The organism is Pseudomonas sp. NPDC088322 (assembly GCF_044740745.1).
Lineage (GTDB): Bacteria > Pseudomonadota > Gammaproteobacteria > Pseudomonadales > Pseudomonadaceae > Aquipseudomonas > Aquipseudomonas shirazensis.
The window spans coordinates 24,668-45,762 of record NZ_JBIURK010000010.1 but is presented as its reverse complement, the minus strand read 5'-3'; the positions used below and the strand labels follow the sequence as shown (position 1 = coordinate 45,762).

At 61.3% G+C, this 21,095-nt stretch carries 19 protein-coding genes; 14 read left to right on the top strand and 5 right to left on the bottom strand.

All coding sequences use genetic code 11. From position 1 onward, the window contains the following. Nucleotides 1–18: 18 nt before the first annotated feature. On the top strand, nucleotides 19–990 hold the full coding sequence (gene znuA, locus ACIOAU_RS23055) for a zinc ABC transporter substrate-binding protein ZnuA (protein WP_401184805.1): 972 nt from the start codon (nucleotides 19–21) through the stop codon (nucleotides 988–990). A 43-nt stretch (nucleotides 991–1,033) separates the two neighbouring features. Here znuA and ACIOAU_RS23050 read toward each other — a convergent pair whose 3' ends face one another. Continuing rightward, a complete protein-coding gene (locus tag ACIOAU_RS23050; RefSeq protein WP_401184803.1) occupies nucleotides 1,034–1,984 on the bottom strand; it encodes a homoserine kinase in 951 nt (316 codons plus the stop codon). Between the two features lie 68 nt (nucleotides 1,985–2,052). After that, entirely contained in the window at nucleotides 2,053–2,340 is a 288-nt protein-coding gene (locus tag ACIOAU_RS23045; protein ID WP_101322707.1) for a DUF2782 domain-containing protein, read from the bottom strand. A 74-nt stretch (nucleotides 2,341–2,414) separates the two neighbouring features. Between ACIOAU_RS23045 and polA the strand changes: the two genes are divergently transcribed. Further along, nucleotides 2,415–5,189, top strand: coding sequence for a DNA polymerase I (gene polA, locus ACIOAU_RS23040; protein ID WP_101322706.1), 2,775 nt, complete (start codon nucleotides 2,415–2,417; stop codon nucleotides 5,187–5,189). A gap of 323 nt (nucleotides 5,190–5,512) precedes the next feature. Here the strand turns inward: polA and yihA are convergent, their stop codons facing one another. Continuing rightward, the gene (gene yihA / locus ACIOAU_RS23035; RefSeq protein WP_101322705.1) at nucleotides 5,513–6,145 is read right to left on the bottom strand and encodes a ribosome biogenesis GTP-binding protein YihA/YsxC; all 633 of its coding nucleotides are present in this window, start codon (nucleotides 6,143–6,145) and stop codon (nucleotides 5,513–5,515) included. Nucleotides 6,146–6,352: 207 nt separating this feature from the next. On the opposite strand from yihA, the gene ACIOAU_RS23030 reads away from it, so the two are divergent. The 7 genes from ACIOAU_RS23030 to ACIOAU_RS23000 all read left to right on the top strand — a co-directional run bounded on the left by ACIOAU_RS23030 (nucleotide 6,353) and on the right by ACIOAU_RS23000 (nucleotide 13,640). Further along, on the top strand, nucleotides 6,353–6,640 hold the full coding sequence (locus ACIOAU_RS23030; RefSeq protein WP_224785572.1) for a cytochrome c5 family protein: 288 nt from the start codon (nucleotides 6,353–6,355) through the stop codon (nucleotides 6,638–6,640). Nucleotides 6,641–6,671: 31 nt separating this feature from the next. Beyond that, nucleotides 6,672–7,289, top strand: coding sequence for a cytochrome c (locus tag ACIOAU_RS23025; protein ID WP_101322703.1), 618 nt, complete (start codon nucleotides 6,672–6,674; stop codon nucleotides 7,287–7,289). Nucleotides 7,290–7,494: 205 nt separating this feature from the next. After that, complete coding sequence (gene dsbA / locus ACIOAU_RS23020) at nucleotides 7,495–8,130, top strand: thiol:disulfide interchange protein DsbA (RefSeq protein ID WP_101322702.1); 636 nt, start codon at nucleotides 7,495–7,497, stop codon at nucleotides 8,128–8,130. Between the two features lie 11 nt (nucleotides 8,131–8,141). Next, nucleotides 8,142–8,996, top strand: coding sequence for an endonuclease/exonuclease/phosphatase family protein (locus ACIOAU_RS23015; protein ID WP_101322701.1), 855 nt, complete (start codon nucleotides 8,142–8,144; stop codon nucleotides 8,994–8,996). A 28-nt stretch (nucleotides 8,997–9,024) separates the two neighbouring features. Further along, nucleotides 9,025–11,034, top strand: coding sequence for a diguanylate cyclase (locus ACIOAU_RS23010; protein WP_401184799.1), 2,010 nt, complete (start codon nucleotides 9,025–9,027; stop codon nucleotides 11,032–11,034). A gap of 63 nt (nucleotides 11,035–11,097) precedes the next feature. Then, on the top strand, nucleotides 11,098–11,889 hold the full coding sequence (locus ACIOAU_RS23005; RefSeq protein ID WP_401184797.1) for an N-acetylmuramoyl-L-alanine amidase: 792 nt from the start codon (nucleotides 11,098–11,100) through the stop codon (nucleotides 11,887–11,889). Nucleotides 11,890–12,020: 131 nt separating this feature from the next. Then, nucleotides 12,021–13,640, top strand: coding sequence for an EAL domain-containing protein (locus tag ACIOAU_RS23000; RefSeq protein ID WP_371918891.1), 1,620 nt, complete (start codon nucleotides 12,021–12,023; stop codon nucleotides 13,638–13,640). Nucleotides 13,641–13,646: 6 nt separating this feature from the next. Here ACIOAU_RS23000 and ACIOAU_RS22995 read toward each other — a convergent pair whose 3' ends face one another. Further along, entirely contained in the window at nucleotides 13,647–15,413 is a 1,767-nt protein-coding gene (locus ACIOAU_RS22995; protein ID WP_150570249.1) for a KinB sensor domain-containing domain, read from the bottom strand. Nucleotides 15,414–15,421: 8 nt separating this feature from the next. Next, nucleotides 15,422–16,768 (bottom strand): sigma-54-dependent response regulator transcription factor AlgB, encoded by a 1,347-nt coding sequence (algB, locus tag ACIOAU_RS22990; RefSeq protein ID WP_101322697.1) that lies wholly within the window; start codon nucleotides 16,766–16,768, stop codon nucleotides 15,422–15,424. Nucleotides 16,769–16,977: 209 nt separating this feature from the next. Here algB and ACIOAU_RS22985 point away from each other — a divergent pair, with 209 nt between their 5' ends. From ACIOAU_RS22985 to gltP, 5 genes are all read left to right on the top strand, one after another. Beyond that, nucleotides 16,978–17,799, top strand: a complete 822-nt coding sequence (locus ACIOAU_RS22985; RefSeq protein ID WP_150570248.1) for a BON domain-containing protein — start codon at nucleotides 16,978–16,980, stop codon at nucleotides 17,797–17,799. A 176-nt stretch (nucleotides 17,800–17,975) separates the two neighbouring features. After that, nucleotides 17,976–18,263 carry a hypothetical protein gene (locus tag ACIOAU_RS22980; protein ID WP_101322695.1) on the top strand — a complete coding sequence of 96 codons (288 nt, stop codon included), beginning with the start codon at nucleotides 17,976–17,978 and terminating at the stop codon, nucleotides 18,261–18,263. Between the two features lie 40 nt (nucleotides 18,264–18,303). Next, nucleotides 18,304–18,465, top strand: a complete 162-nt coding sequence (locus tag ACIOAU_RS22975; protein WP_101322694.1) for a DUF1328 domain-containing protein — start codon at nucleotides 18,304–18,306, stop codon at nucleotides 18,463–18,465. 3 nt (nucleotides 18,466–18,468) lie between these two features. Beyond that, on the top strand, nucleotides 18,469–18,939 hold the full coding sequence (locus ACIOAU_RS22970; RefSeq protein ID WP_101322693.1) for an inhibitor of vertebrate lysozyme family protein: 471 nt from the start codon (nucleotides 18,469–18,471) through the stop codon (nucleotides 18,937–18,939). A 730-nt stretch (nucleotides 18,940–19,669) separates the two neighbouring features. Beyond that, nucleotides 19,670–21,004, top strand: coding sequence for a glutamate/aspartate:proton symporter GltP (gene gltP, locus ACIOAU_RS22965; RefSeq protein WP_101322692.1), 1,335 nt, complete (start codon nucleotides 19,670–19,672; stop codon nucleotides 21,002–21,004). Nucleotides 21,005–21,095: the final 91 nt, after the last annotated feature.

The window sequence follows — 21,095 nt, the reverse complement described above, 5'->3', positions numbered from 1 at the left end:
GGGCGGCGACGGTTCTTAATGGAGACGTTATTATGTTACCTGTTTCTGACACGTCGAGTATTCACCGTGCCCCGTTTCCTTGTGCTTTTTGTCGCTTTGCTCGCCTGCTCGGCCCATGCCGATGTGCGTGTGCTGACCAGTATCAAACCGCTGCAGCAGATCGCTGCGGCCGTTCAGGACGGTGTCGGCAGCCCTGAAGTGCTGCTGCCGCCGGGTGCCTCGCCGCACCACTATGCGCTGCGGCCGTCCGACGTACGGCGCGTGGCCGATGCCGACCTGCTCTACTGGATCGGCCCGGACATGGAGAGCTTCTTGCCGCGGGTGCTCGGCAGCCGCAGCAAGCAGACCGTGGCGGTGCAGTCGCTGAAAGGCATGCACCTGCGTCATTTTGGTGAGGACAGCCATTCCCATGATGAGGCCGGTCATGATGAAGCTGACCATGACGAGCATGATCATGACCACCGCCCGGGTAGCCTGGACGCGCACCTGTGGCTGTCGTCGGTCAATGCACGGGTAATTGCCGGGCAGATGGCGGCCGACCTGAGCAAGCTCGACCCGGCCAATGCGGCGCGGTATCAGAGCAACCTCAAGGCCTTCGATACGCGCCTGGATGCGCTTGATCAGCGGATCAAGACCCGTGTGGCGGGCGTTGCCGACAAGCCCTACTTCGTCTTCCACGAGGCGTTCGATTACTTCGAAGCGGCTTACGGGCTCAAGCACACCGGCGTGTTCAGCGTGGCTTCGGAAGTGCAGCCGGGTGCTCAACACGTGGCGGCAATGCGCAAGCGCTTGCAGGAAGTGGGCAAGACCTGCGTATTCAGCGAGCCGCCGCTGCGCCCACGGCTGGCTGAAACGCTGACCGCAGGGCTGCCGGTGCGGCTGGCCGAGCTGGATGCGCTGGGTGGCAGCGAGCCGGTGGACAGCAAAGGCTACGAGCGCTTGCTGGAAAACCTCGCGAACGGCCTGGCTGGCTGTCTGGAACAGCTCTGACGGCTCTTGAAGGAGCGTCCCGGCAAGGACGCTCCTGCAAGGCTCAGAGCGCGAACGGCAGCTTCAGGTCGATGTGCTGGCGCTGGGCCAGGCGCACTTCGAACTCGCGTGGGTCATGAATGGTGACGTCCATGCCGGCGAACTGCTCGGCGGCAATCAGCCGCGACAGCCAGAAGCGCACACAGGCTACCCGCAGCATCAGCGGCCACAGCTCGGCTTCGGCCGCGGTGAACGGGCGCAGCGCGGCATAGGCGCCGAGCAAGGCCTGCGCGCGCGGCAGGTTGATCCCCGCCGCTTCGTCCAGGCACCAGTCATTCACGGTAATTGCGATGTCATACAGCATCGGCCCTGAGCAGGCGTTGTAGAAGTCGATCAAGCCGGTGAGGTGGGTGCCTTCGAACATCACGTTGTCGCGGAACAGGTCGGCGTGCAGGTTGGCCCGTGGCAGCGCCAGGATCTGCGCCTTGTGCGCGGCAATGTCAGCCAGGGTCGGCTGCAGCAGGGCCTGCTGGTGCTTGCTCAGGTGCGACAACAGCTCGGCGCCCGACTCCAGCATCCAGTCCAGGCCACGGTCAGTCTTGCGCTCAAGGATCTGCTCGCGGGTCGCCAGGTGGATATGCGCCTGCAGTTCGCCAACCTGGGCGCAGTGCTGGTTGTTCGGCGCCATCACATGCTTGCCGTTCAGCCGTGGCTGCAGCAGCGCAGGCTTGCCGCACAGCTCCCGCAAGCCATGGCCATCGCGGTCGCGCAGGGCGTAGGGCACTGGCATGTCGGCCTGGTGCAGCACATCCAGCAGGTCGATGAAAAACGGCATGTCTTCGGCCGGGCCGCGCTCGATCAGGGTCAGGACAAACTCACCCTGCTCCATACTGACGAAGAAGTTGCTGTTCTCGGTACCGGCGGCGATGCCCTGGAAGTCGAGCAGACGGCCCAGCTGATACGGCGCCAGAAAGGTTTCCAGCTCGGGCCGGGACACAGGGGTGAAAACTGACATGATGAAAAGTTGCCCATGCGGGCACTTCCGCCGGGAAGTGCCAGGTTGATGTGACGGTACGCGTCAGATTACCACTCGAAGATCTTCCACGATGGAATCAGCATGTCCGGCTGGTCGGAGCGGATGAAATTGCCATCCGAGCCATCGGCGCGTACCAGAAAATAAGGCTTGCCGCCTTTCGGCGTGACTTTGATCGCATACAGGAAGCCGTTTTGCCGGTATTCCTGGATGGTTTTATCGCCTTCCGTGCGAATGGTCACATCGGGATCAGCCGATGGGGCGTCGTCCGCCGCCTGGGAGACGATCGGCATGGTTGCCAGAAGGCCGAGCAGTAACAGGCGATTGAGTGTCCGCATGATAACCTTGTCCCTTTGTCGTCATTGATCTGGCTATTCTAGCGCCGGACCCGTCGAAAAGGTTGATTCTGCTCATGAGCCTAGCTCCCCTCGTCCTGGTGGACGGTTCGTCCTACCTGTATCGCGCCTTCCACGCGCTGCCGCCGCTGACCACCTCCAAGGGTATGCCCACCGGTGCCGTCAAGGGCGTGCTGAACATGCTCAAGAGCCTGCGCCGGCAATATCCGGACAGCCTGTTCGCGGTGGTCTTCGATGCCAAGGGCGGGACCTTCCGCGACGCCCTGTTCGCCGACTACAAGGCCAACCGGCCGAGCATGCCGGACGACCTGCGGGTGCAGGTCGAGCCATTGCACGCCAGCGTCAAGGCACTCGGCTATCCGCTGCTGTGCGTGGAAGGGGTCGAAGCCGACGACGTCATCGGCACCCTGGCCCGCAGCAGTGCGGCGGCCGGGCGCCCGGTGATCATCTCCACCGGCGACAAGGACATGGCCCAGCTGGTCGACGGCCACATCACTCTGGTCAACACCATGACCGGCAGCGTCATGGACATTGCCGGTGTGCACGAGAAGTTCGGCGTCGGCCCTGAACACATCATCGACTTCCTGGCGCTGATGGGCGACAAGGTCGACAACATCCCCGGCGTGCCCGGCGTTGGCGAAAAAACTGCCGTCGGCCTGCTGACCGGCATCGGCGGTGGCTTGAAGGACGTCTACGCCAACCTCGACAAGGTCCCGGCGCTGCCGATTCGCGGCGCCAAGAGCCTGCCTGCCAAGCTCGAGGAGCACCGCGATGCGGCCTTCATGTCGTATGAGCTGGCTACCATCAAAATTGATGTGCCGCTGGATATCGAAGTCGATGCGCTGGTCTGCGCCGAGCCGGATCGCGACGCGCTGCTGGCGCTGTATGCCGAAATGGAATTCAAGAGCTGGATCGCCGATGTGCAGCGTGATGCGGCAAAGGTTGGCGAGGAGCTGGCGCCGGCGCCGGTAGAAGAAGCGCCGCAGGCCAAGGTCGAGCCGCAGTACGAGACCATCCTCGACCAAGCCCGCTTCGATGCCTGGCTGGAAAAACTGCGCCAGGCGCCGCTGTTTGCCTTCGACACCGAGACCACCGGGCTGGACGCGCAAAAGGCGCAGCTGGTTGGCGTGTCGTTCGCGGTCGAACCGCATGTGGCCGCCTATGTGCCGCTGACCCATGACTACGAAGGCGCACCGGCCCAGCTCGACCGTGACCAGGTATTGCTGGCGCTGAAGCCGCTGCTGGAAGACCCGCACAAAGGCAAGATTGGCCAGAACGCCAAGTACGACATCAATATTCTGGCCAACTGCGCAATTGGCGGTGATGAGGCCAATGGCATCGATATGCGGGGTGTCGCCTACGACACCATGCTCGAATCCTACGTGCTCAACTCCAACGCTACCCGCCATGACATGGACAGCCTGGCGCAGAAGTACCTCGACCACACCACCATCACCTTCGAGCAGATCGCCGGCAAAGGCGCCAAGCAGCTGACCTTCAACCAGATCCCACTGGACAAGGCCGGCCCTTACGCCGCCGAAGACGCCGACATTACCCTGCGCCTGCACCAGGCACTGCAGGCGCATCTGGCGAAGACCCCCAGCGTGCAGCCGGTGCTGATGGACATCGAGATGCCGCTGGTGCCGGTACTGGCGCGGATCGAGCGCCAGGGCGCGCTGGTCGATGCCAATCTGCTGGCCATCCAGAGCGGCGAGCTTGGCTTGAAAATGGCCGAGCTGGAGCGCGAGGCGTATGCCCTGGCCGGGGAAGAGTTCAACCTTGGCTCGCCCAAGCAACTCGGGGTGATCCTCTACGACAAGCTGGGCATGCCGATCCTGAGCAAGACCAGCAAAGGCCAGGCATCTACCGCCGAGGCAGTGCTGGCCGAGTTGGCCGAGCAGGACTATCCGCTGCCCAAGGTGCTGATGCAGTACCGCTCGCTGAGCAAGCTCAAAAGCACCTACACCGACAAGTTGCCGCACCAGATCAACCCGCGCACCGGCCGGATTCACACCTCGTATCAGCAGGCTGTGGCAGCCACTGGGCGCCTGTCGTCGAGTGATCCGAACCTGCAGAACATTCCGATCCGCACCGCCGAAGGCCGGCGTATTCGGCAGGCGTTCATCGCCAGCCCTGGCTACAAATTGCTCGCGGCCGACTACTCGCAGATCGAATTACGGATCATGGCCCACCTGGCCAAGGATGAGGGCCTGTTGCATGCCTTCCGCAACGACCTGGACGTGCACCGGGCGACTGCTGCAGAGGTATTTGGCGTTGATCTGGCTGCCGTCACCACCGACCAGCGCCGTAGCGCCAAGGCGATCAACTTCGGCCTGATCTATGGCATGAGCGCCTTTGGTCTGGCCAAGCAGCTTGGCGTCGACCGTAAACAGTCGCAGGACTATATTGACCGCTACTTCACCCGCTACCCAGGCGTGCTCGCCTACATGGAGCGCACCCGCGCCCAGGCTGCCGAGCAGGGCTATGTCGAAACCTTCTTCGGTCGTCGTCTGTACCTGCCGGATATCAACGCGAAGAATCAGGCCCTGCGCAAAGGCGCTGAGCGCACCGCGATCAACGCCCCGATGCAAGGCACTGCCGCCGACATCATCAAGCGCGCCATGGTCGCTGTGGATAACTGGCTGAGCAGCAGCGGGCTGGATGCGCGGGTGATCCTCCAGGTACACGATGAACTGGTGCTGGAAGTGCGTGAAGACCTGGTCGAGCAGATCAAGGCCGAGATCCGCCCGCACATGAGCGACGCGGCTCAGCTGGACGTGCCGTTGCTGGTCGAAGTCGGCGTTGGGGCGAACTGGGACGAGGCGCACTAAGACGTCTGGCACGGGGTCTGCGGCTATCCGTGGACCCACGTTGCTTAGGCGTTTTTGCAGGCTAGGCAGCCCCTGTTAGCGCAAATAATTGCAAGCGCTGAGGAACTAAACCAGTGAAGCGGGACTCAGATCTACTGAATGGCTGGTGAAGCCGTTCGATGCTCCTATGTTGTGTTAAGTGTTGGCAGAATATCTGGACCCCGCCCTAACGGTCCGGACTTGAACCCCGAACTTCCCCCTCCCCATACGAAGTCCGGGGTTTTTTTTGCCTGCGATTTGGCTGCAGCGGCAATTTGCCGCTTACAGCACCCTCGCGTCAGCGCTTACTCGACAGGCTTGTCTTCCAGTTCCATCCAGCCGGCCAGGACCACGTAGGCTTCTTCCAGGCCCTGGCGCTTGGGCGCCGAGAACAACTGGATGGACGCGGTATCGCCCCAGCCCTTGCGGATTTCTGCCTGGATTTTCAGCAGGGTGTTCTTCGCTGCGCCGTAGGTGAGCTTGTCGGCCTTGGTCAGCAGAATGTGCATGGGCATGCCGCTGGCCTTGGCCCAGTCCAGCATCATCTTGTCGAAATCGGTCATCGGATGGCGCACGTCCATCATCAAAATGATCCCGCGCAGGCACTCACGGCCGCCCAGATAGGCTTCCAGGTGGCGCTGCCAGTGCTGCTTGAGCGGGATCGGCACCTTGGCATACCCGTAGCCCGGCAAGTCGACCAAACGCCGTTCATCGTCCAGACTGAAGAAGTTCAACAGCTGCGTGCGGCCTGGGGTTTTCGAAGTCCGCGCCAGGCTGGCATGGGTCAGGGTGTTGAGGGCGCTGGATTTACCGGCGTTGGAACGGCCGGCGAAAGCCACCTCGTAACCCTGGTCTTCCGGGCATTGATCGACCTTGGCGGCGCTAAGGGCGAAGGTGGCTTTCTGGCAGAGGCCGAGGATGGGGTTCTTGACTTGCATGGGATATCCGATGTGGGTGTTGCCTGAGCCAGGCTCGGCAAGCAGTGTCGTTTCCGTTTGGATCGCGGAAGTATATAATGCCCCAGTTTTTGTGTGTGCATTCTCCCAGCGAAGGAGGCGCACATGGGGTGTCGAACAATAGCTCGCGCATTAGAACGCAGCGCGGCCCCCAACCCTGAAAGGTCGTTACGCAAGGCGCAATGGCTAATGGCTGTTGGTATGTTCCTACCGTTTTTCAGTGCACAGGCTACACAGGATCCCGAGGCGTTGTACAACCGCAGCTGTGCTGCCTGTCACGCCGGACAACTGCCACAGGCCCCGATGAAGGGTGACGTGGCGGCCTGGGAGCCAAGGCTGGCGCAGGGTATGGAGGTACTGGTGGCGCATGTTAACAAGGGTTTCAAGGCTATGCCGCCGCGTGGATTGTGCATGGACTGCAGTACCGAGGACTACCGTTTGGTCATCCTTTGGATGAGCGGCAGTCCCGATACATAACATTTCACCCTTAGCCGTGTTGGATTAGCTGATGAACAAACTATTCGTGAGTCTGCTGTTGACCATGGGGGTTGCAGGTGCGGCAAGTGCTGCGGACCCTATCAAAGGCGACGCCGCCGCCGGTCAGGCGAAAACCGCCGTCTGTGGTGCCTGCCACAACCCCGACGGCAACAGCCTGGCGCCTAATTTCCCGAAACTCGCTGGCCAGGGCGAACGCTATCTGGAAAAGCAACTGCACGACATCAAGACCGGCAAGCGCGTGGTGCTGGAAATGACCGGCATGCTCGAACCGTTCAATGACCAGGATCTGGCCGACATCGCCAGTTACTTCGCCAGCCAGAAAGGCAGCGTCGGCGCAGCCGATCCGAAGCTGGTCGAGCGCGGGCGTGCCTTGTTCAATGGTGGCGACCTGAGCAAGGGCATGCCTGCCTGTACCGGCTGCCATTCGCCCGATGGCGCAGGCATTGCCTTGGCAGGCTTCCCACATCTGAGTGGCCAACACGCTCAATACATCAGCAAGCAGCTGACCGACTTCCGTGAAGGCAATCGCACCAACGATGGTGATGCGATGACCATGCGCAGCATCGCCAGCAAGCTGAGCAACAAGGATGTTGAGGCGTTGGCGAGCTATATTCAGGGGCTGCACTGAGGGGGTTAACCTTCAGTTAATGATTGATTGGTAAATGATGAAGGGTGGCTGGGTTGGTGCCAGTCGGTCGAGGCTCGGCTGACGCATTGCGCCCCGGCTGCCCTTTTTTTCGTCTGTTGCCGTTACACTATCGAACTCGCACCCTTCCCGGCCGGTCTTAGTTGAGGTCGCGTCGAGGTGACCACTGAATGCTCAGGAGTAATGCATGCGTAAACTGATTCTCAGCGCTGCGCTGGTCGCCGCCAGCGTTTTCGGTATCACCGCCGTTCAGGCAGCCGATACGGCTACCGCGGGTAAAGAATATATCGAGCTGAGCAACCCGGTTGCAGTCTCCCAGCCAGGCAAGATCGAAGTCGTCGAGCTGTTCTGGTATGGCTGCCCGCACTGCTACCACTTCGAACCGGTGATCAATCCGTGGGCTGAAAAGCTGCCTGCCGATGTCAATTTCAAACGCATTCCCGCCATGTTCGGCGGCCCATGGGATGCTCACGGCCAGATGTTCCTGACCCTCGAAGCCATGGGCGTCGAGCACAAGGTTCACGCCGCAGTGTTCGATGCGATCCAGAATCAGCGCAAGCAGTTGACCAAGCCTGAAGACATGGCTGAGTTCCTCGCCACTCAGGGCGTCGATAAAGACAAGTTCCTTGCCACCTTCAACTCCTTCGCCATCAAAGGCCAGGTCAAACAGGCCAAAGAACTGGCGAAGAAGTACGAAATCACTGGTGTTCCAAGCATGATCGTCAACGGCAAATACCGCTTTGACCTCGGCACCGCCGGCGGCCCGGAAGGCGTACTCAACGTCGCCGATCAGCTGATCGCCAAGGAGCGCGCCGCTAAGTAAGCGGCGAACCCATGGCTCGCGTGCGAACCACCCGAGGCGTTGGCCTGCATCAACCGCAGGTCAACGAGCATCACCTGCAGGCACCCGGCCTCCCGGAAGATGGTCGCCTGCGCCTGCTCAGTTTCAATATCCAGGTTGGTATCAGTACCGAGCGCTACCGCCATTACCTGACCCGCAGTTGGCAGCACCTGCTGCCGCACACCGGTCGGGCCGGCAATCTGCAGAAGATCGGTGCGCTGATCAGCGACTTCGATCTGGTGGCCTTGCAGGAAGTCGATGGTGGCAGCATGCGCTCGGGCTACATCAACCAGGTCGAGCACCTGGCACAGTTGGGCGCGTTCCCATACTGGTATCAGCAGCTCAATCGCAATCTGGGGCGTTTTGCCCAGCACAGCAATGGCGTCCTCAGCCGGCTCAAACCGACTCATCTGGAAGATCACCCGCTGCCCGGCCCCGCCGGTCGCGGTGCAATCCTGGTGCGCTTCGGCGAGGGTGAAGATGCGCTGATCGTGGTCATGATGCATCTGGCGCTCGGTGCCAAGACCCGTGCGATGCAGCTCAGCTACATCCGCGAGCTGATTGGCGGCTATCGTCACCAGGTGTTGATGGGAGACATGAACACCCACGCCAACGATCTGTTGGAAACCTCGCCACTGCGCGACCTTGGGCTGATTGCGCCGCAGGTCGAAGCGACCTTCCCGAGTTGGCGCCCGCAGCGCTGCCTTGATCATATTCTGCTCAGCCCGAGCCTGACGCTGGAGCGTGTCGAGGTATTGGCCCAGCCAATTTCCGATCACCTCCCAGTTGCGGTCGAGATTCGATTGCCTGACGCATTGACTGTGGATACCCTGCCCGTCTTGAGCTAATTGCCATCACCGCGCAGTGGATCCGGGCATGACAGACGACGCAGAGCGTTGGAAAGAAAAATACCTTAAAAGCATCGAACAGCAGGAAAAGCTCGAGCGTCGCTGGGACGCGCGGCTCGACCTGCTGCGTCGTGGCCTGGTGCGCAGCACCCTGGCGGCTGAGGGTAGCGACAAGGCGGTGGACCAGTGCATGAAGGAAATGCGCGAGGTCATCCGCAGCGACAACATGGACGCTGGCCTTGCCAACCTGATCCCGCGCCTGGAAAAAACCGTGCTTGACTCCGAGCAGCGGCGCGAAACCCGCATGAATCAGGTCAGCGACGCGCTGACAGCACTGGTTACCCAGTTGCAGAGTTTGCCGCTGCCTGGCGAAGTCGCCCGGCCGCTGAAAAAACTGGCGAAAAAACTCGACGGCGGCGTTGGCCAGTCTCGCGAACTGCCGCCATTGCTAGGCGAACTCAGTGGCCTGCAGGGCAAAGCGCTGAGTTCGCTGCAAAACCAGGACGATGAGCATCGCCCGGGTTTTCTGCAACGATTGTTCGGCAAAAGCGACAGCGAGTCGCGCGCGGATACGCCGGAGCCGAGCAGCCCCGCGCCGAACGTGCCCGTTGCTGAAGCGCAGGCTCTGCCAGTCCTCGCCAGTGAGCCCCAGCCGCCCGTCGTGCCGGCCGAAGTACAGGCTCCAGCAGCTCCTGAGCCGGTCATCCCCGTCCGCGCAGCCGATGTCCTCCCTACAGTCGTTGGGCAAGGTGTTCAGCCAGCACTCACTGAGCCCGTGCAGGTACAACCTGTAGAGCCCGAGTCGTCAGGGCCTGCGCTGGTAGGGCCACTGACATCGGTGGCCGAGAGTGACGAACAGCCCGGCGAACCGCAGCAGCAAGCATTGGCTGAGGTCGAGCCCGACGAACTGGGGCCGAGCGAGGCGCCAGAGGTGGATGCTGAGCCAGTCGACGACGACGGCCCCTACGCTTTGCCCGACGCCGTCGAGCCGCCCTACAGCCAGGTTGCCCTGCATATCGAACAGACCTTGATCGGGTTGCTCGACGACCTCAGCCTGCCCGAACGGCACAAGGCGCAGGCGCTGGAAATGCGCGAGCGGGTTGCACGTGGCTTGAACTGGTACGAGTTGATCCCGGTGCTGGATGACTTGGCCGTATTGATGCTGGCCATTACCGACAGCGGTCAGCACGAGTTCGAAGCGTACCTTCAGCAGCTGAACGAGCGCCTGGAGACCTTCCAGAGCCACTTGCACGAAGCCAGTGCCGGGCATGCCGACAACACCAGTGCTGCCCGCGAACTCGACAGCCAACTGCGGGAGCAGGTTGATGGCCTGCAAAGCAGCGTTCAGGGCGCAGCTGACCTCAACAGCCTCAAACATGTCCTCGACAATCGCCTAGAAGGCCTGCTGGTCACCATCGACGACCATCAGCAGGAACGTGACCGCCGCGAACAGGAGTTGGCTGGGCGCCTGCACGGCTTGGCCGAGCGTGTGGCGAACATGGAGCAGGAGGCGCTGGGCTACCGCGAGCACCTTGAAGAGCAACGCCAGAAGGCCCTGATCGACCCGTTGACCGGGCTGCCCAACCGCGCCGCCTGGTCCGAGCAGGTCGAGCGCGAAGTACTCGACTGGCAGGAAAATGGCGGTCACCTGCTGATGGCGATCCTCGATCTCGACCATTTCAAGCGGATCAACGATGGCTACGGCCACCTGGCCGGGGACAAGGTCTTGAAGATCGTCGCCGACCAGTTGCGCAAGCGCATGCGCGGGCGCGACTTCATTGCCCGGTTTGGCGGCGAGGAATTTGTCGTGTTGCTGCCGCAGACCTCGCCGGCAGCCGGCTTGCAGGTGGCTGAAACCCTGCGCGCGGCCATCGAAGCCTGCCCGTTCCACTTCAAGGGCGAGCGGGTAGTGATCACTACCTCCATTGGTATCAGCGCCTTTCGCACGGGCGAGCGCGGCGACCAGGTGCTCAAGCGTGCCGACACCGCGTTGTACCAGGCCAAGGATCTGGGGCGCAATCGGGTGGAGCAGGGCTAAGCGGTTTCCTACAAACAGTGGGCAGGGAGCACGTTATACTGTAGCAACTTCGTAGCTGCTGATATGTGTTCCCTGCCGATGAAAACTCTCTTTACCGCCCTGCTCATTCTGGCCCTGGCCGGCTGTAGCTCGGGGCTGCGCATTGATCGCAGCCACACCTCTGTGAACCAGGATGAGCGCATCCAGTTTGTCGTGCTGCATTACACCAACGCTTCACTGGAGCGCTCGCTCGCGCTGCTTACCAAAGGTGAAGTCAGCAGCCACTACCTGATTGGCGACGGCCCGGCCACGGTGTATCAGTTGGTCGACGAAAGCCGCCGCGCCTGGCATGCCGGCGACAGTCAGTGGGATGGGCGTACCTGGCTCAACTCGACCTCGATCGGTATCGAAATCGTCAATCCCGGTTTCGATGACACGCCCAACGGCCGCGTCTGGTATCCCTACAGTGAGGCGCAGGTACAGTCGCTGATTGCCCTGCTCCAAGACATCGTCAAACGCAATAACATCAAACCTCGCTACATCATTGGCCACAGTGACATCGCACCGCTGCGCAAGCTCGACCCGGGCCCGCTGTTCCCATGGAAGCGCCTGGCGGATGCAGGCCTCGGCATCTGGCCTGATGCCAACGCAGTCGCGCGTCAGCAGGGCTTCTTTGCGGTCAATCCGCCCAGCATCAACTGGTATCAGCAGCAGCTGGCGCGGTTTGGCTACGCGATCGAGCAGACCGGCGAGCTGGATGTAGCTACCCGGCACGTGCTGGCGGCGTTCCAGATGCGTTTCCGCCCGCAGCGCTTTGACGGGCAACCTGACGCGCAAACCGCGGCCATGCTGCAAGTACTCAATCAGATGCGCTGAGGCTGCTGCACCGACTGCCTGAGTGTGTTGGCCGAGCTATGCGTGGGTGGCAGTCGTGAGTAATACGCCAGACGGCCATGCTGATTAGCCGATCCGTTGCTATACCTTTGGTAATCAACTGGATGAGTGCGATGCCGACCTTTCTCGATGGGTTGCGCCAAATTTTCCACCGTCCCTGGCTGCTGGCCGCATTCGCGGCCCTGGCCAGCGCCGTCCTGTTGATTGCCGGCAGCGTTGGCGTTGCCCTGCAACAGATGAAAGAAAGCGAAAGCGCGCAGATGAACGCCCAGGGCGAGCGGTTTCTCGAGCGTCTGGAGCAGGTATTTGGGCAACTGCGCGAGGGCGTCGATCAGCTGCAGGCGCTGCCCTTGCGCGGCTGCGACGGGCGCATGCTGGCGGCGTTGCAGCAGGTCAGCCTGAGCTCGCGCTTCATCTACGAAACCGCTTACCTGGACGGCAACGAGCTCTGCTCCAGCCGTGGCAAGGAAAGCGCCATGCAGCCGCTGCGCCCACCGGATATCCGCGGGCCCACCTACAGCTACTGGCTCAACACCACTACTGAACCTGATGAAAACCTGGCCGCGTTGATGCTTGGCCGGGGCAAGTTTCTGGTGTCGACCTCGCGCGGGCATCTGACCGATGTGGTCGATCTGCCACCGGGAGGCAGCCTGTTGGTAGTGCTCGATCATGGCAGCCGGGCTATCCCCGTGCTGGGCCCGGCCCAGCCGTGGCCACCGCTGGCCGAATGGCCGCCGCCTTCGGGCCAGTCATTGTTCGAGCAGAGCGACCGGCTGATCTACAGCATGCCGACCAAGTCGCCGGACTATCAACTGGTGCTGATCGCCCCGCGTGTGGGCCTGCCCCTGAAGATGAACGGCCTGCTCTGGCTGTTGTTTCCGGGCAGTTTGTTGTTGGCTTGCTGCATCGGCTGGCTGGTGCTGCAGCTGATTCGGCAGCGCCGTTCGATGAGCTCCGAGCTGCAGAACGCACTACGCCGGGGTGAACTGCAGGTGCTTTATCAGCCTATCTTCGAGCTGGACAGCCGGCGCTGCGTTGGTGCCGAAGCGTTGGTGCGCTGGCGCCGCCCGGATGGCAGCCTGACCAGCCCCGATCTGTTCATTCCGTTGGCCGAGAACACCGGGCAGATCCGCGAAATCACCGACTTTGTGTTGCAGCGAGTGCTGGAGCAACTGGGCCAGTTGCTGCGCGCCAACCGCCAGCTGTACATCTCGGTCAACCTTGCCGCGTGCGATGTGATGGTGCCGCGGATCGGGCCGGTGGCCGCGCGTTTACTGGCCTTGCACCGGGTCCCGGCCAGCCAGATCGCCTTTGAGGTCACCGAGCGCGGGCTGATCGACGTGGTGGTGGCGCGCGACAACCTGCAAGCCTTGCGCGCGGTTGGCCATCAGGTGCTGATCGATGACTTTGGCACCGGCTATTGCAGCCTCGCCTACCTGCAGACCTTGCCGGTGGATTGCTTGAAGATAGACAAGGCGTTCATCGACGCGCTTGGCCATGATGCCGCCAGCAGTGGCGTGGCACCGCACATCATCCGCATGGCCCACGACCTGCACCTGCGGGTGATCGCCGAGGGCATCGAGTGCGAGGATCAGGCGCTGCTGCTCAATAGCGAAGGGGTCAACTATGGCCAGGGTTGGCTGTTTGCCCATCCACTCAGCGCCCGCCAGTTCGCCGAGCTGATTACTCGTGGGCGGCGAGTCCGCTCACGGCGCATCGATGATGAGCCGTGAGCGGGTTCAGACTGGCAGGGCCATGTAGAACTGGGTGCCCTCGCCTGGCCTTGAAATGACTCCCATGCGCCCACCGTGCAGCTGGACGATTTCCTTGCACAGGGCCAGCCCGAGGCCTGCCCCGCCCTTTTTGCGCCCAACCTGAACGAAGGGTTCGAAGATCCGCCCTTGCTGGCCGTAGGCAATACCCTCACCGTTGTCTTCGACGCTGATGATCACCCGCTCGCCGTGGCGCCGCGCATGCAGGCGAATCCGGCCACCATCAGGCGTATGGCGCACGGCATTGTGCAGGAGGTTGTCCAGCACCCGATCAAGCTGGGCAACGTCGGCCTGGATACGTGGCAATGGCTGTTCGAGCTCGATCACCAGCTCGACCTGCTTGTCCGCTGTCAGCTCGGCGATGCGCGCCTGCGCCCGCTCAAGCATCTCTTCGACACCGCAGTGGGCCAGCTCGAGCTTCTGCAAACCACTCTGATAGCGGGAGAAGTTGAGCAGATCATTGATCAACTGGGTCAGGCGCTGCATTTCTTCGCCGATGGTGTCGAGCAGGTCGTTTTCGCGGGCCTGTGGCGGGAACGAGATCCGCTCGCGCAGTAGGCCAAAGGCCATGTGCATGCCGGTGACCGGGGTACGCAACTCATGCGAGGCGCGCAGCACGAACTCGCTGCGCACGCGCTCGAACGCACGTTGCTCGGTGACGTCATGCAGCACCATCACCGCACCCAGAATCGGCCCTTGCGGATGGCTGACCGGGGTCAGGCTGTACGACAGCAGGCGCGTTTCGTCTTCGACTTCAATGCTCAAGTCTTCCGGTGGCCGGTCCAGGCTGCCGCCGCGCAATACCTGGCGCAGCTGCTGTTCAAGCTCGGGACGTTGCAGCGCCTCGACCAGGCTGGTGCCATGGCGGCTGGTTTCCCAACCCAGCTGCCGCTGGGCAACCGGGTTGAGATGCTCGAGGTGGCCTTGCTGGTCAATGATCAGCAACCCGTCGTCGATGCTGTCGAGCACAGCTTGCAGGCGCTGCTGACCAGCGAGGACTTCGTCGATATTGGTCGCCTGATGCTTGCGCAGGGCGTCTGCCATCAGCCCGAAGCGGCGGGTCAGCTGGTTCAGTTCGGTAGCCTGGGACAGCGGCAGGGTGACATTGAAGTTGCCTTGGCCGACTTCATCTGCGGCTTTGGCCAGGGCTTCGATCGGCAGGCCGAAGCGGCGCGCGATGTTGTGCGCAGTGACAAAGCCGAGGATCAGCACAGTCAAGCCCATCAGCCCGAGCAGGCCACTGATCAGCAGCGCGCGGTCACGGCTGGCCTCTTCACTGCGGGATATCTGCTCCAGTGACTGCTTGTAGGAGTCGATCAGGTCGGTGCGGACCTGATTGAAAGCAGCGCCGAGGGGCTTGTCGGTGGCCATGCTGCGGGCAGGATTGGGGGTTTGCCGGTAGGCCTGGAGGAAGGCCTGGTAATTGCTGCTGGCCTTGCTGAAACCGGTTTTCTCGCCGCCTTCCTGCAAGCCCTGGCTGAGCAAGGTCTGGAACTGGGTCTGCAGGTTGTTGAGGCTGTCGGCGTCGCTGTCCTCGTCCAGAATCAGAATCAACTGTTCGCCGAGGTTCTGCCGCAGCTTGAGGCCCAACTCCAGCGTATGGGTGGTGTCACGCACCAGCGCTTGCTGAGTCGAGGCCATCTGCAAAACGCTGACCAGGCCCAGCAGCAGGCCCAGCAGCGCCACCGTGACCAGCGCTGAAATGCTTAAAAAGAGCCTCGCACGCAGCTTCATGGGCCACTTCACAGGTTGAATTGCTTGCGTTTGCGGTACAGCGTCGAGGCGTCGATCCCAAGCGTCTTGGCAGCCTGATCAAGGGTATCGCTGGAGGCCAGCACCGCGCCGATATGGGCCCGTTCCAGCTCGTCCAGGCTCAGCGCAGCACCAATTCGCGGTGCATTGCTGGTGGTTTGCTCGGCCATGCCGAGGTGGCTGACTTCAACCCGCTCCTGCGGGCAGATGATGCTGGCGCGCTCGATCACGTTACGCAGCTCGCGAATGTTGCCTGGCCAACGGTAGTTGAGCAGGGCCGCGCGGGCCTCGTCGCTGAACCCACGTGCCGGCCGCGCATATTCCTTGACGAAGCGGGCGAGGAAACGGTCAGCCAGGGTCAGGATATCGTCGCTGCGCTCGCGCAGTGGCGGCAGGTGCAGGGTGATGACATTGAGGCGGTACAGCAGGTCCTCACGGAAGCGCCCTTCGCGGACCATGTCATCCAGATTGAGGTTGGTTGCGGCCAGAATGCGCACATCGGCACGGCGGGTAACCGGATCGCCGACGCGCTCATATTCCTTATCCTGAATAAAACGCAGCAGTTTGGGCTGCAGAGCCAGCGGGAAGTCGCCGATCTCGTCGAGGAACAGGGTCCCGCCATCCGCCTGGTTGACCCGCCCCAAGGTGCTTTCGCTGGCACCGGTGAAGGCGCCGCGGGTATGCCCGAACAGCTCGCTTTCCATCAGCTCGGCATTCAACGATGGGCAGTTGATGGTCACGCAGGCCTTGCGCGCACGCTTGCTCCAGCCGTGAATGGCCCGGGCCAGTTCGCCTTTACCAGTGCCGGATTCGCCGAGGATAAGGATGTTGGCGTCGGTGGTCGCCACCTGCCGCGCGGTTTCCAGCACGGCCATCATTGCCGGGCTGTGCGAATCGAGGCCGTCCTTGGGCTTGCGTACTTCGCCTTCGAGGGCTTCCAGACGCGCCGACAGCTGGCGTACTTCAAGCTGCTTGGCAGTGGCCAGGCGCAGTTGGTCCGGGCTGCACGGCTTGACCAAGTAGTCAGCAGCGCCAGCCTGGATCGCATCTACTGCGGTATCGACCGCCGAATGGGCAGTGACGATCACTACGCGCATCCACGGTGCCTGCACGCGCATCTGCGCCAGCACATCGAGCCCGTTGTCTTCGCCCAAGCGAAGATCGAGGAAACACAAATCGAATACCTGACGCTGCAGCAGCGCCTCGGCCTGGGCCGCACTGTTGGCCGTGGCCACGCTGTAGCCTTCGTCTTCAAGGCAGTAGCGGAAGGTTCGCAGGATAGCGGACTCATCATCTACCAGCAGAATGCGGCCTTGATTGTCCTGGGTAGACTCCATTTTCCTACGCTCCATTAGGATTTATCTGAGTTAGTGTCGGAAAGATCGGGCAAGTTGCATGGTCAATTCTGAAGGATTCCGTCCTTTGCATGCTAGCCGTTGGTCGCGTATTCGGTTAACCAATTGAATATAAAGGTTTTTATCAGTGATTTTTGCCTGGCACGGTGGTTGCGAAGATATTTGGATTTGTTTCAAAAGGAGCACTCAGCATGGCATTTTCCCCACGAAGCGCCGTTTTGGCGCTGTCCATCGCCGCTTTCGCCTCTCCGGTGTTTGCTGATCCGTTGCAAGACGCCCGCCTGCAAGGCGCGCTGCAAACCGCACTGTCGCTCAACCGTCTGCTCAATCCGTTTCGTATCGAGGTAGCGGTGCAGGAGCAGCAGGCGCGCCTCACCGGTGAGGTCGAAAGCGCCGTGGAGCGGCAGCTGGCCGAGGACGTAGCGCTGGCTACCCGCGGCATCGAGCAGGTGGATAACCAGTTGCAGGTCAACCCCGGTCTGGTCGAGCAGTCCTTGGACCTGCGCGCTTACGCCCAGCGGCTGGAGGATGCGACCCTGACGGCTATCGTCCGTGCGCGTTTGTCCTGGGCGCAGGTAACCAGCAAGGCGCCAATTGAAGTAGACAGTCGCGATGGTGTGGTCACCTTGCGTGGTCGCGTCGACCGGGTCGAAGCCAAGGAAGTGGCAGGCGTGCTGGCACGCACCACCGACGGTATCCACCTGGTCAACAACCTGATCAGCCTCGACACAGCGGCGATGGCCAAGGCGCGGGAAACGCCCGTGGCCGCAGTGCAGGGCGAGCAACCCTCGGACAGCTGGATCATCGACAAGATTCAGAGCAGCTACGGCTACAGCCGTAACCTGGATGGCCTCAACCTGAAGGTCAGCAGTGAGCAAGGCATGGTTCGCTTGGCGGGTGAGGTGGTCAGCCGGGAGCAGAAAACCATCGCTGTCGAGGTCGCGCGGCAAATCCTTGGTGTGCGCGGGGTTGACGCTGATTTGCTCAAGGTAGCGACCAAGGTCGAGGGCTGAGTCGTGCAATACGCACGACGCTAACGGCCCCATCGTGCAGGATACGTCCTACAGACACTGCCTACATGTTTTTAAGTACTTGAAATATATACGTTTTTTAACATTGGCAAGACTGGCATGCAGGCTGCAATTACTTGTTCATAGCGTTTAACAAGAACATTGCAGGAGACATCGACATGAGTCGCCAACCAGTCAACCAGTCGCAGACCACCGCAGTGCCAGTACGTCAGTTTCTGTTCGTGGCACTTGCCCTGTTGGTAACCCTGGCCGCCGGCCAGTTTTACTACAGCCTGCAGACTGCACGACTGGCCGATCAGGTGGCAGCGCAGACAGCGCTGTTGAGCCAGATTCAGGCGACCCGTGCCAACAACCTGGTACGTGCGGCAGATCCACAGCCGTCGCCAAAGGCCTCGTCCCCCGCCACTGTGCAAAACGTAGTACCGCAGGATCGCTGGGTGTTCTGAGGCGCCTGCATACAATTTCAAGGGAAAAAGGAGATTCATCATGCTTAGTTGGGCTATCACATTCCTGATCATCGCCATTGTCGCTGCCGTGCTGGGCTTCGGTGGTATCGCTGGCGCCGCTACCGGTATTGCCAAGATCCTGTTCATCGTTTTCCTGGTGCTGTTCATTGCTTCGTTCTTCTTCGGGCGCGGCAGGCGCTAAGCCATGAAGCGGATGATCAGCAAAGCCCTGGCTACTGCCCTGCTGTTGGGCAGTAGCGCGGCGGCGATGGCGGCCAATGATGGCCAGGTCCACGCCAACCAATTGTTGGCGACAGACCCCGAGTATGTTGAAACCTGGCAGGACACCCTGAAAGGGGAGGAGCGATTGCCCGAGTGGGTGATCAACCTCAGCGGCAGTTCGCAGGAGCAGATGTCGGCGGTGACAGAGGATGGCGACAAGTATCTTGTCGGTCCGCTGTGCGAATCGGCTGACAACTGCACCTACAAGCGCCTGATCGTGGCGTTTAGCTGGGACAAGGACGATGCCTACGGGATGCTCGTGGAAGTACCCGAAGGATTGCCCAAGGACAAGTCGCCAACCCGCCACGCGCAATACCGCTGGCTGGGCAAGCCGGATGACGGCATGAAGGCGATGTTGCAGGAGCAACTCAAGCGTGATCCGAAGTGGTACTGACTAAAGTTCACGCAACTGTAATGCAATAGAAGCCGAACCTTTCTAAGGTTCAGGCTTCTATGATGCGCCGACTCGAAGAGGGTTGGCACATGACCATGGGGCCGGGCTGTTCTGACTGTTGCAGGGTCGGAGTGGCCTAGGGGTACAGGGAGTGCCTCCATCGATTGGGCCGGGTCAGGAAAAGATGGCATCGGAAGTCTCAGGTCTGGCAGTGCCGAATGCACCGTGCCAGGCCTGGCTTCCGAAGCGTCTATGGATGTGCTCCGAGCGGCTGTCGCCAAATTGTGCTGAAGACACATTTTGTCGTGACCGTACATCGAATTATTTTCCTTCGTAACCTCTCCCCTCCTACACCCTGTTCATCCCATTCGGATTGTCGAACAGAAGTTGTGCATGACCATGCCATATCTGCCAAATTGGCCGTTTCATGGCGCTTTGGTCTTGTTCGGAAAGCCGAACGTTATAAATCAATGACTTGCAGCTGCGTCGTTTTGCCTCGGGCTATTATGCCGATCCGGCATAGGGTAGTCGTTTCCGGCATTAGACTGGCCCCGCCTGCGTAGCAATAGTTGCCGCCTTTTTCGCTAGCCAGAGCGCCGAACCGCTCGCTTGCGCTGACCTTCGATGGAGTCGTCGTACGGAACAATCTCGCTGCCAAGCATGCTTCTAATGGCTCTGGTACGCGCGTTTCCGCTCGATGCCCCTGACCACTAGAAGAAAAGGTAACGACATGAAGAAGGCAAAACTAAGCCTCGCCTGGCAAATCCTCATAGGGCTTGTACTGGGCGTTGCAATCGGCGCGCTGCTGAACCATTTCAGTGCAGAAAAGGCATGGTGGATCACCAATGTCCTGCAGCCTGCCGGTGATATCTTCATTCGCCTGATCAAGATGATCGTCGTCCCGATCGTGATTTCGTCGCTGATCGTGGGCATCGCCGGGGTTGGCGACGCGAAGAAGCTGGGCAGCATCGGCCTGAAGACCATTCTCTACTTCGAGGTGGTGACGACCATTGCCATCGTCGTCGGCCTCGGCCTGGCCAACCTGTTCCACCCTGGTGTCGGCATCGACATGAGCACTCTGGGTACGGTGGACATCTCCAAGTACCAGGCCACTGCGGCCGAGGTGCAGCATGAGCATGCGTTCATCGAGACCCTGCTCAACCTGATCCCTTCGAACATCTTTGCAGCGGTTGCCCGCGGCGAAATGCTGCCGATCATCTTCTTCTCGGTGATGTTCGGTCTGGGCCTGTCGAGCCTGCAGGCTGACCTGCGTGATCCGCTGGTACGCACCTTCCAGGCCGTATCGGAAACCATGTTCAAGGTCACCCACATGATCATGAACTACGCCCCGATCGGCGTGTTCGCCCTGATCGCCGTGACCGTCGCCAACTTCGGCTTCTCGTCGCTGCTGCCGCTGGCCAAGCTGGTGGTGCTGGTGTACTTCGCCATCGCCTTCTTCGCCTTCATGGTGCTGGGCCTGGTCGCGCGGATGTTCGGCTTCTCGATCATCAAGATCATGCGCATCATGAAAGACGAGATGATCCTCGCCTACTCCACCTCCAGCTCCGAGACCGTGCTGCCACGTGTGATCGAGAAGATGGAGAAGTACGGCGCGCCGAAGTCGATCTGCAGCTTCGTGGTTCCGACCGGCTACTCGTTCAACCTCGACGGCTCGACCCTGTACCAGAGCATCGCGGCAATCTTCATTGCCCAGCTGTATGGCATCGACCTGTCGTGGAGCCAGCAGCTGCTGCTGGTACTGACCTTGATGGTCACTTCCAAAGGTATCGCCGGTGTGCCGGGCGTGTCGTTCGTGGTCCTGCTGGCGACCCTGGGCAGTGTTGGCATCCCGCTGGAAGGCCTGGCATTCATCGCCGGTGTCGACCGCATCATGGACATGGCGCGGACCGCCCTGAACGTGATTGGCAACGCCCTGGCCGCGCTGGTCATCGCTCGTTGGGAAGGTATGTACGACTCGGCCAAGGGTGAGGCGTATTACAACTCGCTGCCGCATATGGCCGGTAACAAGGCTGCTGGCGCTGTGGGCGAGGCTGCCAAGCAGTAAGATTTGCGGTGGTTGGGGCCGCAAAGCGGCCCCTGCCCCAGACAACGCAGACCCACAAGAGCCCCGCATGCCGGGGTTTTTTGTTGCCTGC

Bases quoted from the DNA above. Each gene is read 5' to 3' on its own strand.
- znuA (WP_401184805.1), top strand. From the start codon at position 19: ATGGAGACGTTATTATGTTACCTGTTTCTGACACGTCGAGTATTCACC.
- ACIOAU_RS23050 (WP_401184803.1), bottom strand. From the start codon at position 1,984: ATGTCAGTTTTCACCCCTGTGTCCCGGCCCGAGCTGGAAACCTTTCTG.
- ACIOAU_RS23045 (WP_101322707.1), bottom strand. From the start codon at position 2,340: ATGCGGACACTCAATCGCCTGTTACTGCTCGGCCTTCTGGCAACCATG.
- polA (WP_101322706.1), top strand. From the start codon at position 2,415: ATGAGCCTAGCTCCCCTCGTCCTGGTGGACGGTTCGTCCTACCTGTAT.
- yihA (WP_101322705.1), bottom strand. From the start codon at position 6,145: ATGCAAGTCAAGAACCCCATCCTCGGCCTCTGCCAGAAAGCCACCTTC.
- ACIOAU_RS23030 (WP_224785572.1), top strand. From the start codon at position 6,353: ATGGCTGTTGGTATGTTCCTACCGTTTTTCAGTGCACAGGCTACACAG.
- ACIOAU_RS23025 (WP_101322703.1), top strand. From the start codon at position 6,672: ATGAACAAACTATTCGTGAGTCTGCTGTTGACCATGGGGGTTGCAGGT.
- dsbA (WP_101322702.1), top strand. From the start codon at position 7,495: ATGCGTAAACTGATTCTCAGCGCTGCGCTGGTCGCCGCCAGCGTTTTC.
- ACIOAU_RS23015 (WP_101322701.1), top strand. From the start codon at position 8,142: ATGGCTCGCGTGCGAACCACCCGAGGCGTTGGCCTGCATCAACCGCAG.
- ACIOAU_RS23010 (WP_401184799.1), top strand. From the start codon at position 9,025: ATGACAGACGACGCAGAGCGTTGGAAAGAAAAATACCTTAAAAGCATC.
- ACIOAU_RS23005 (WP_401184797.1), top strand. From the start codon at position 11,098: ATGTGTTCCCTGCCGATGAAAACTCTCTTTACCGCCCTGCTCATTCTG.
- ACIOAU_RS23000 (WP_371918891.1), top strand. From the start codon at position 12,021: ATGCCGACCTTTCTCGATGGGTTGCGCCAAATTTTCCACCGTCCCTGG.
- ACIOAU_RS22995 (WP_150570249.1), bottom strand. From the start codon at position 15,413: ATGAAGCTGCGTGCGAGGCTCTTTTTAAGCATTTCAGCGCTGGTCACG.
- algB (WP_101322697.1), bottom strand. From the start codon at position 16,768: ATGGAGTCTACCCAGGACAATCAAGGCCGCATTCTGCTGGTAGATGAT.
- ACIOAU_RS22985 (WP_150570248.1), top strand. From the start codon at position 16,978: ATGGCATTTTCCCCACGAAGCGCCGTTTTGGCGCTGTCCATCGCCGCT.
- ACIOAU_RS22980 (WP_101322695.1), top strand. From the start codon at position 17,976: ATGAGTCGCCAACCAGTCAACCAGTCGCAGACCACCGCAGTGCCAGTA.
- ACIOAU_RS22975 (WP_101322694.1), top strand. From the start codon at position 18,304: ATGCTTAGTTGGGCTATCACATTCCTGATCATCGCCATTGTCGCTGCC.
- ACIOAU_RS22970 (WP_101322693.1), top strand. From the start codon at position 18,469: ATGAAGCGGATGATCAGCAAAGCCCTGGCTACTGCCCTGCTGTTGGGC.
- gltP (WP_101322692.1), top strand. From the start codon at position 19,670: ATGAAGAAGGCAAAACTAAGCCTCGCCTGGCAAATCCTCATAGGGCTT.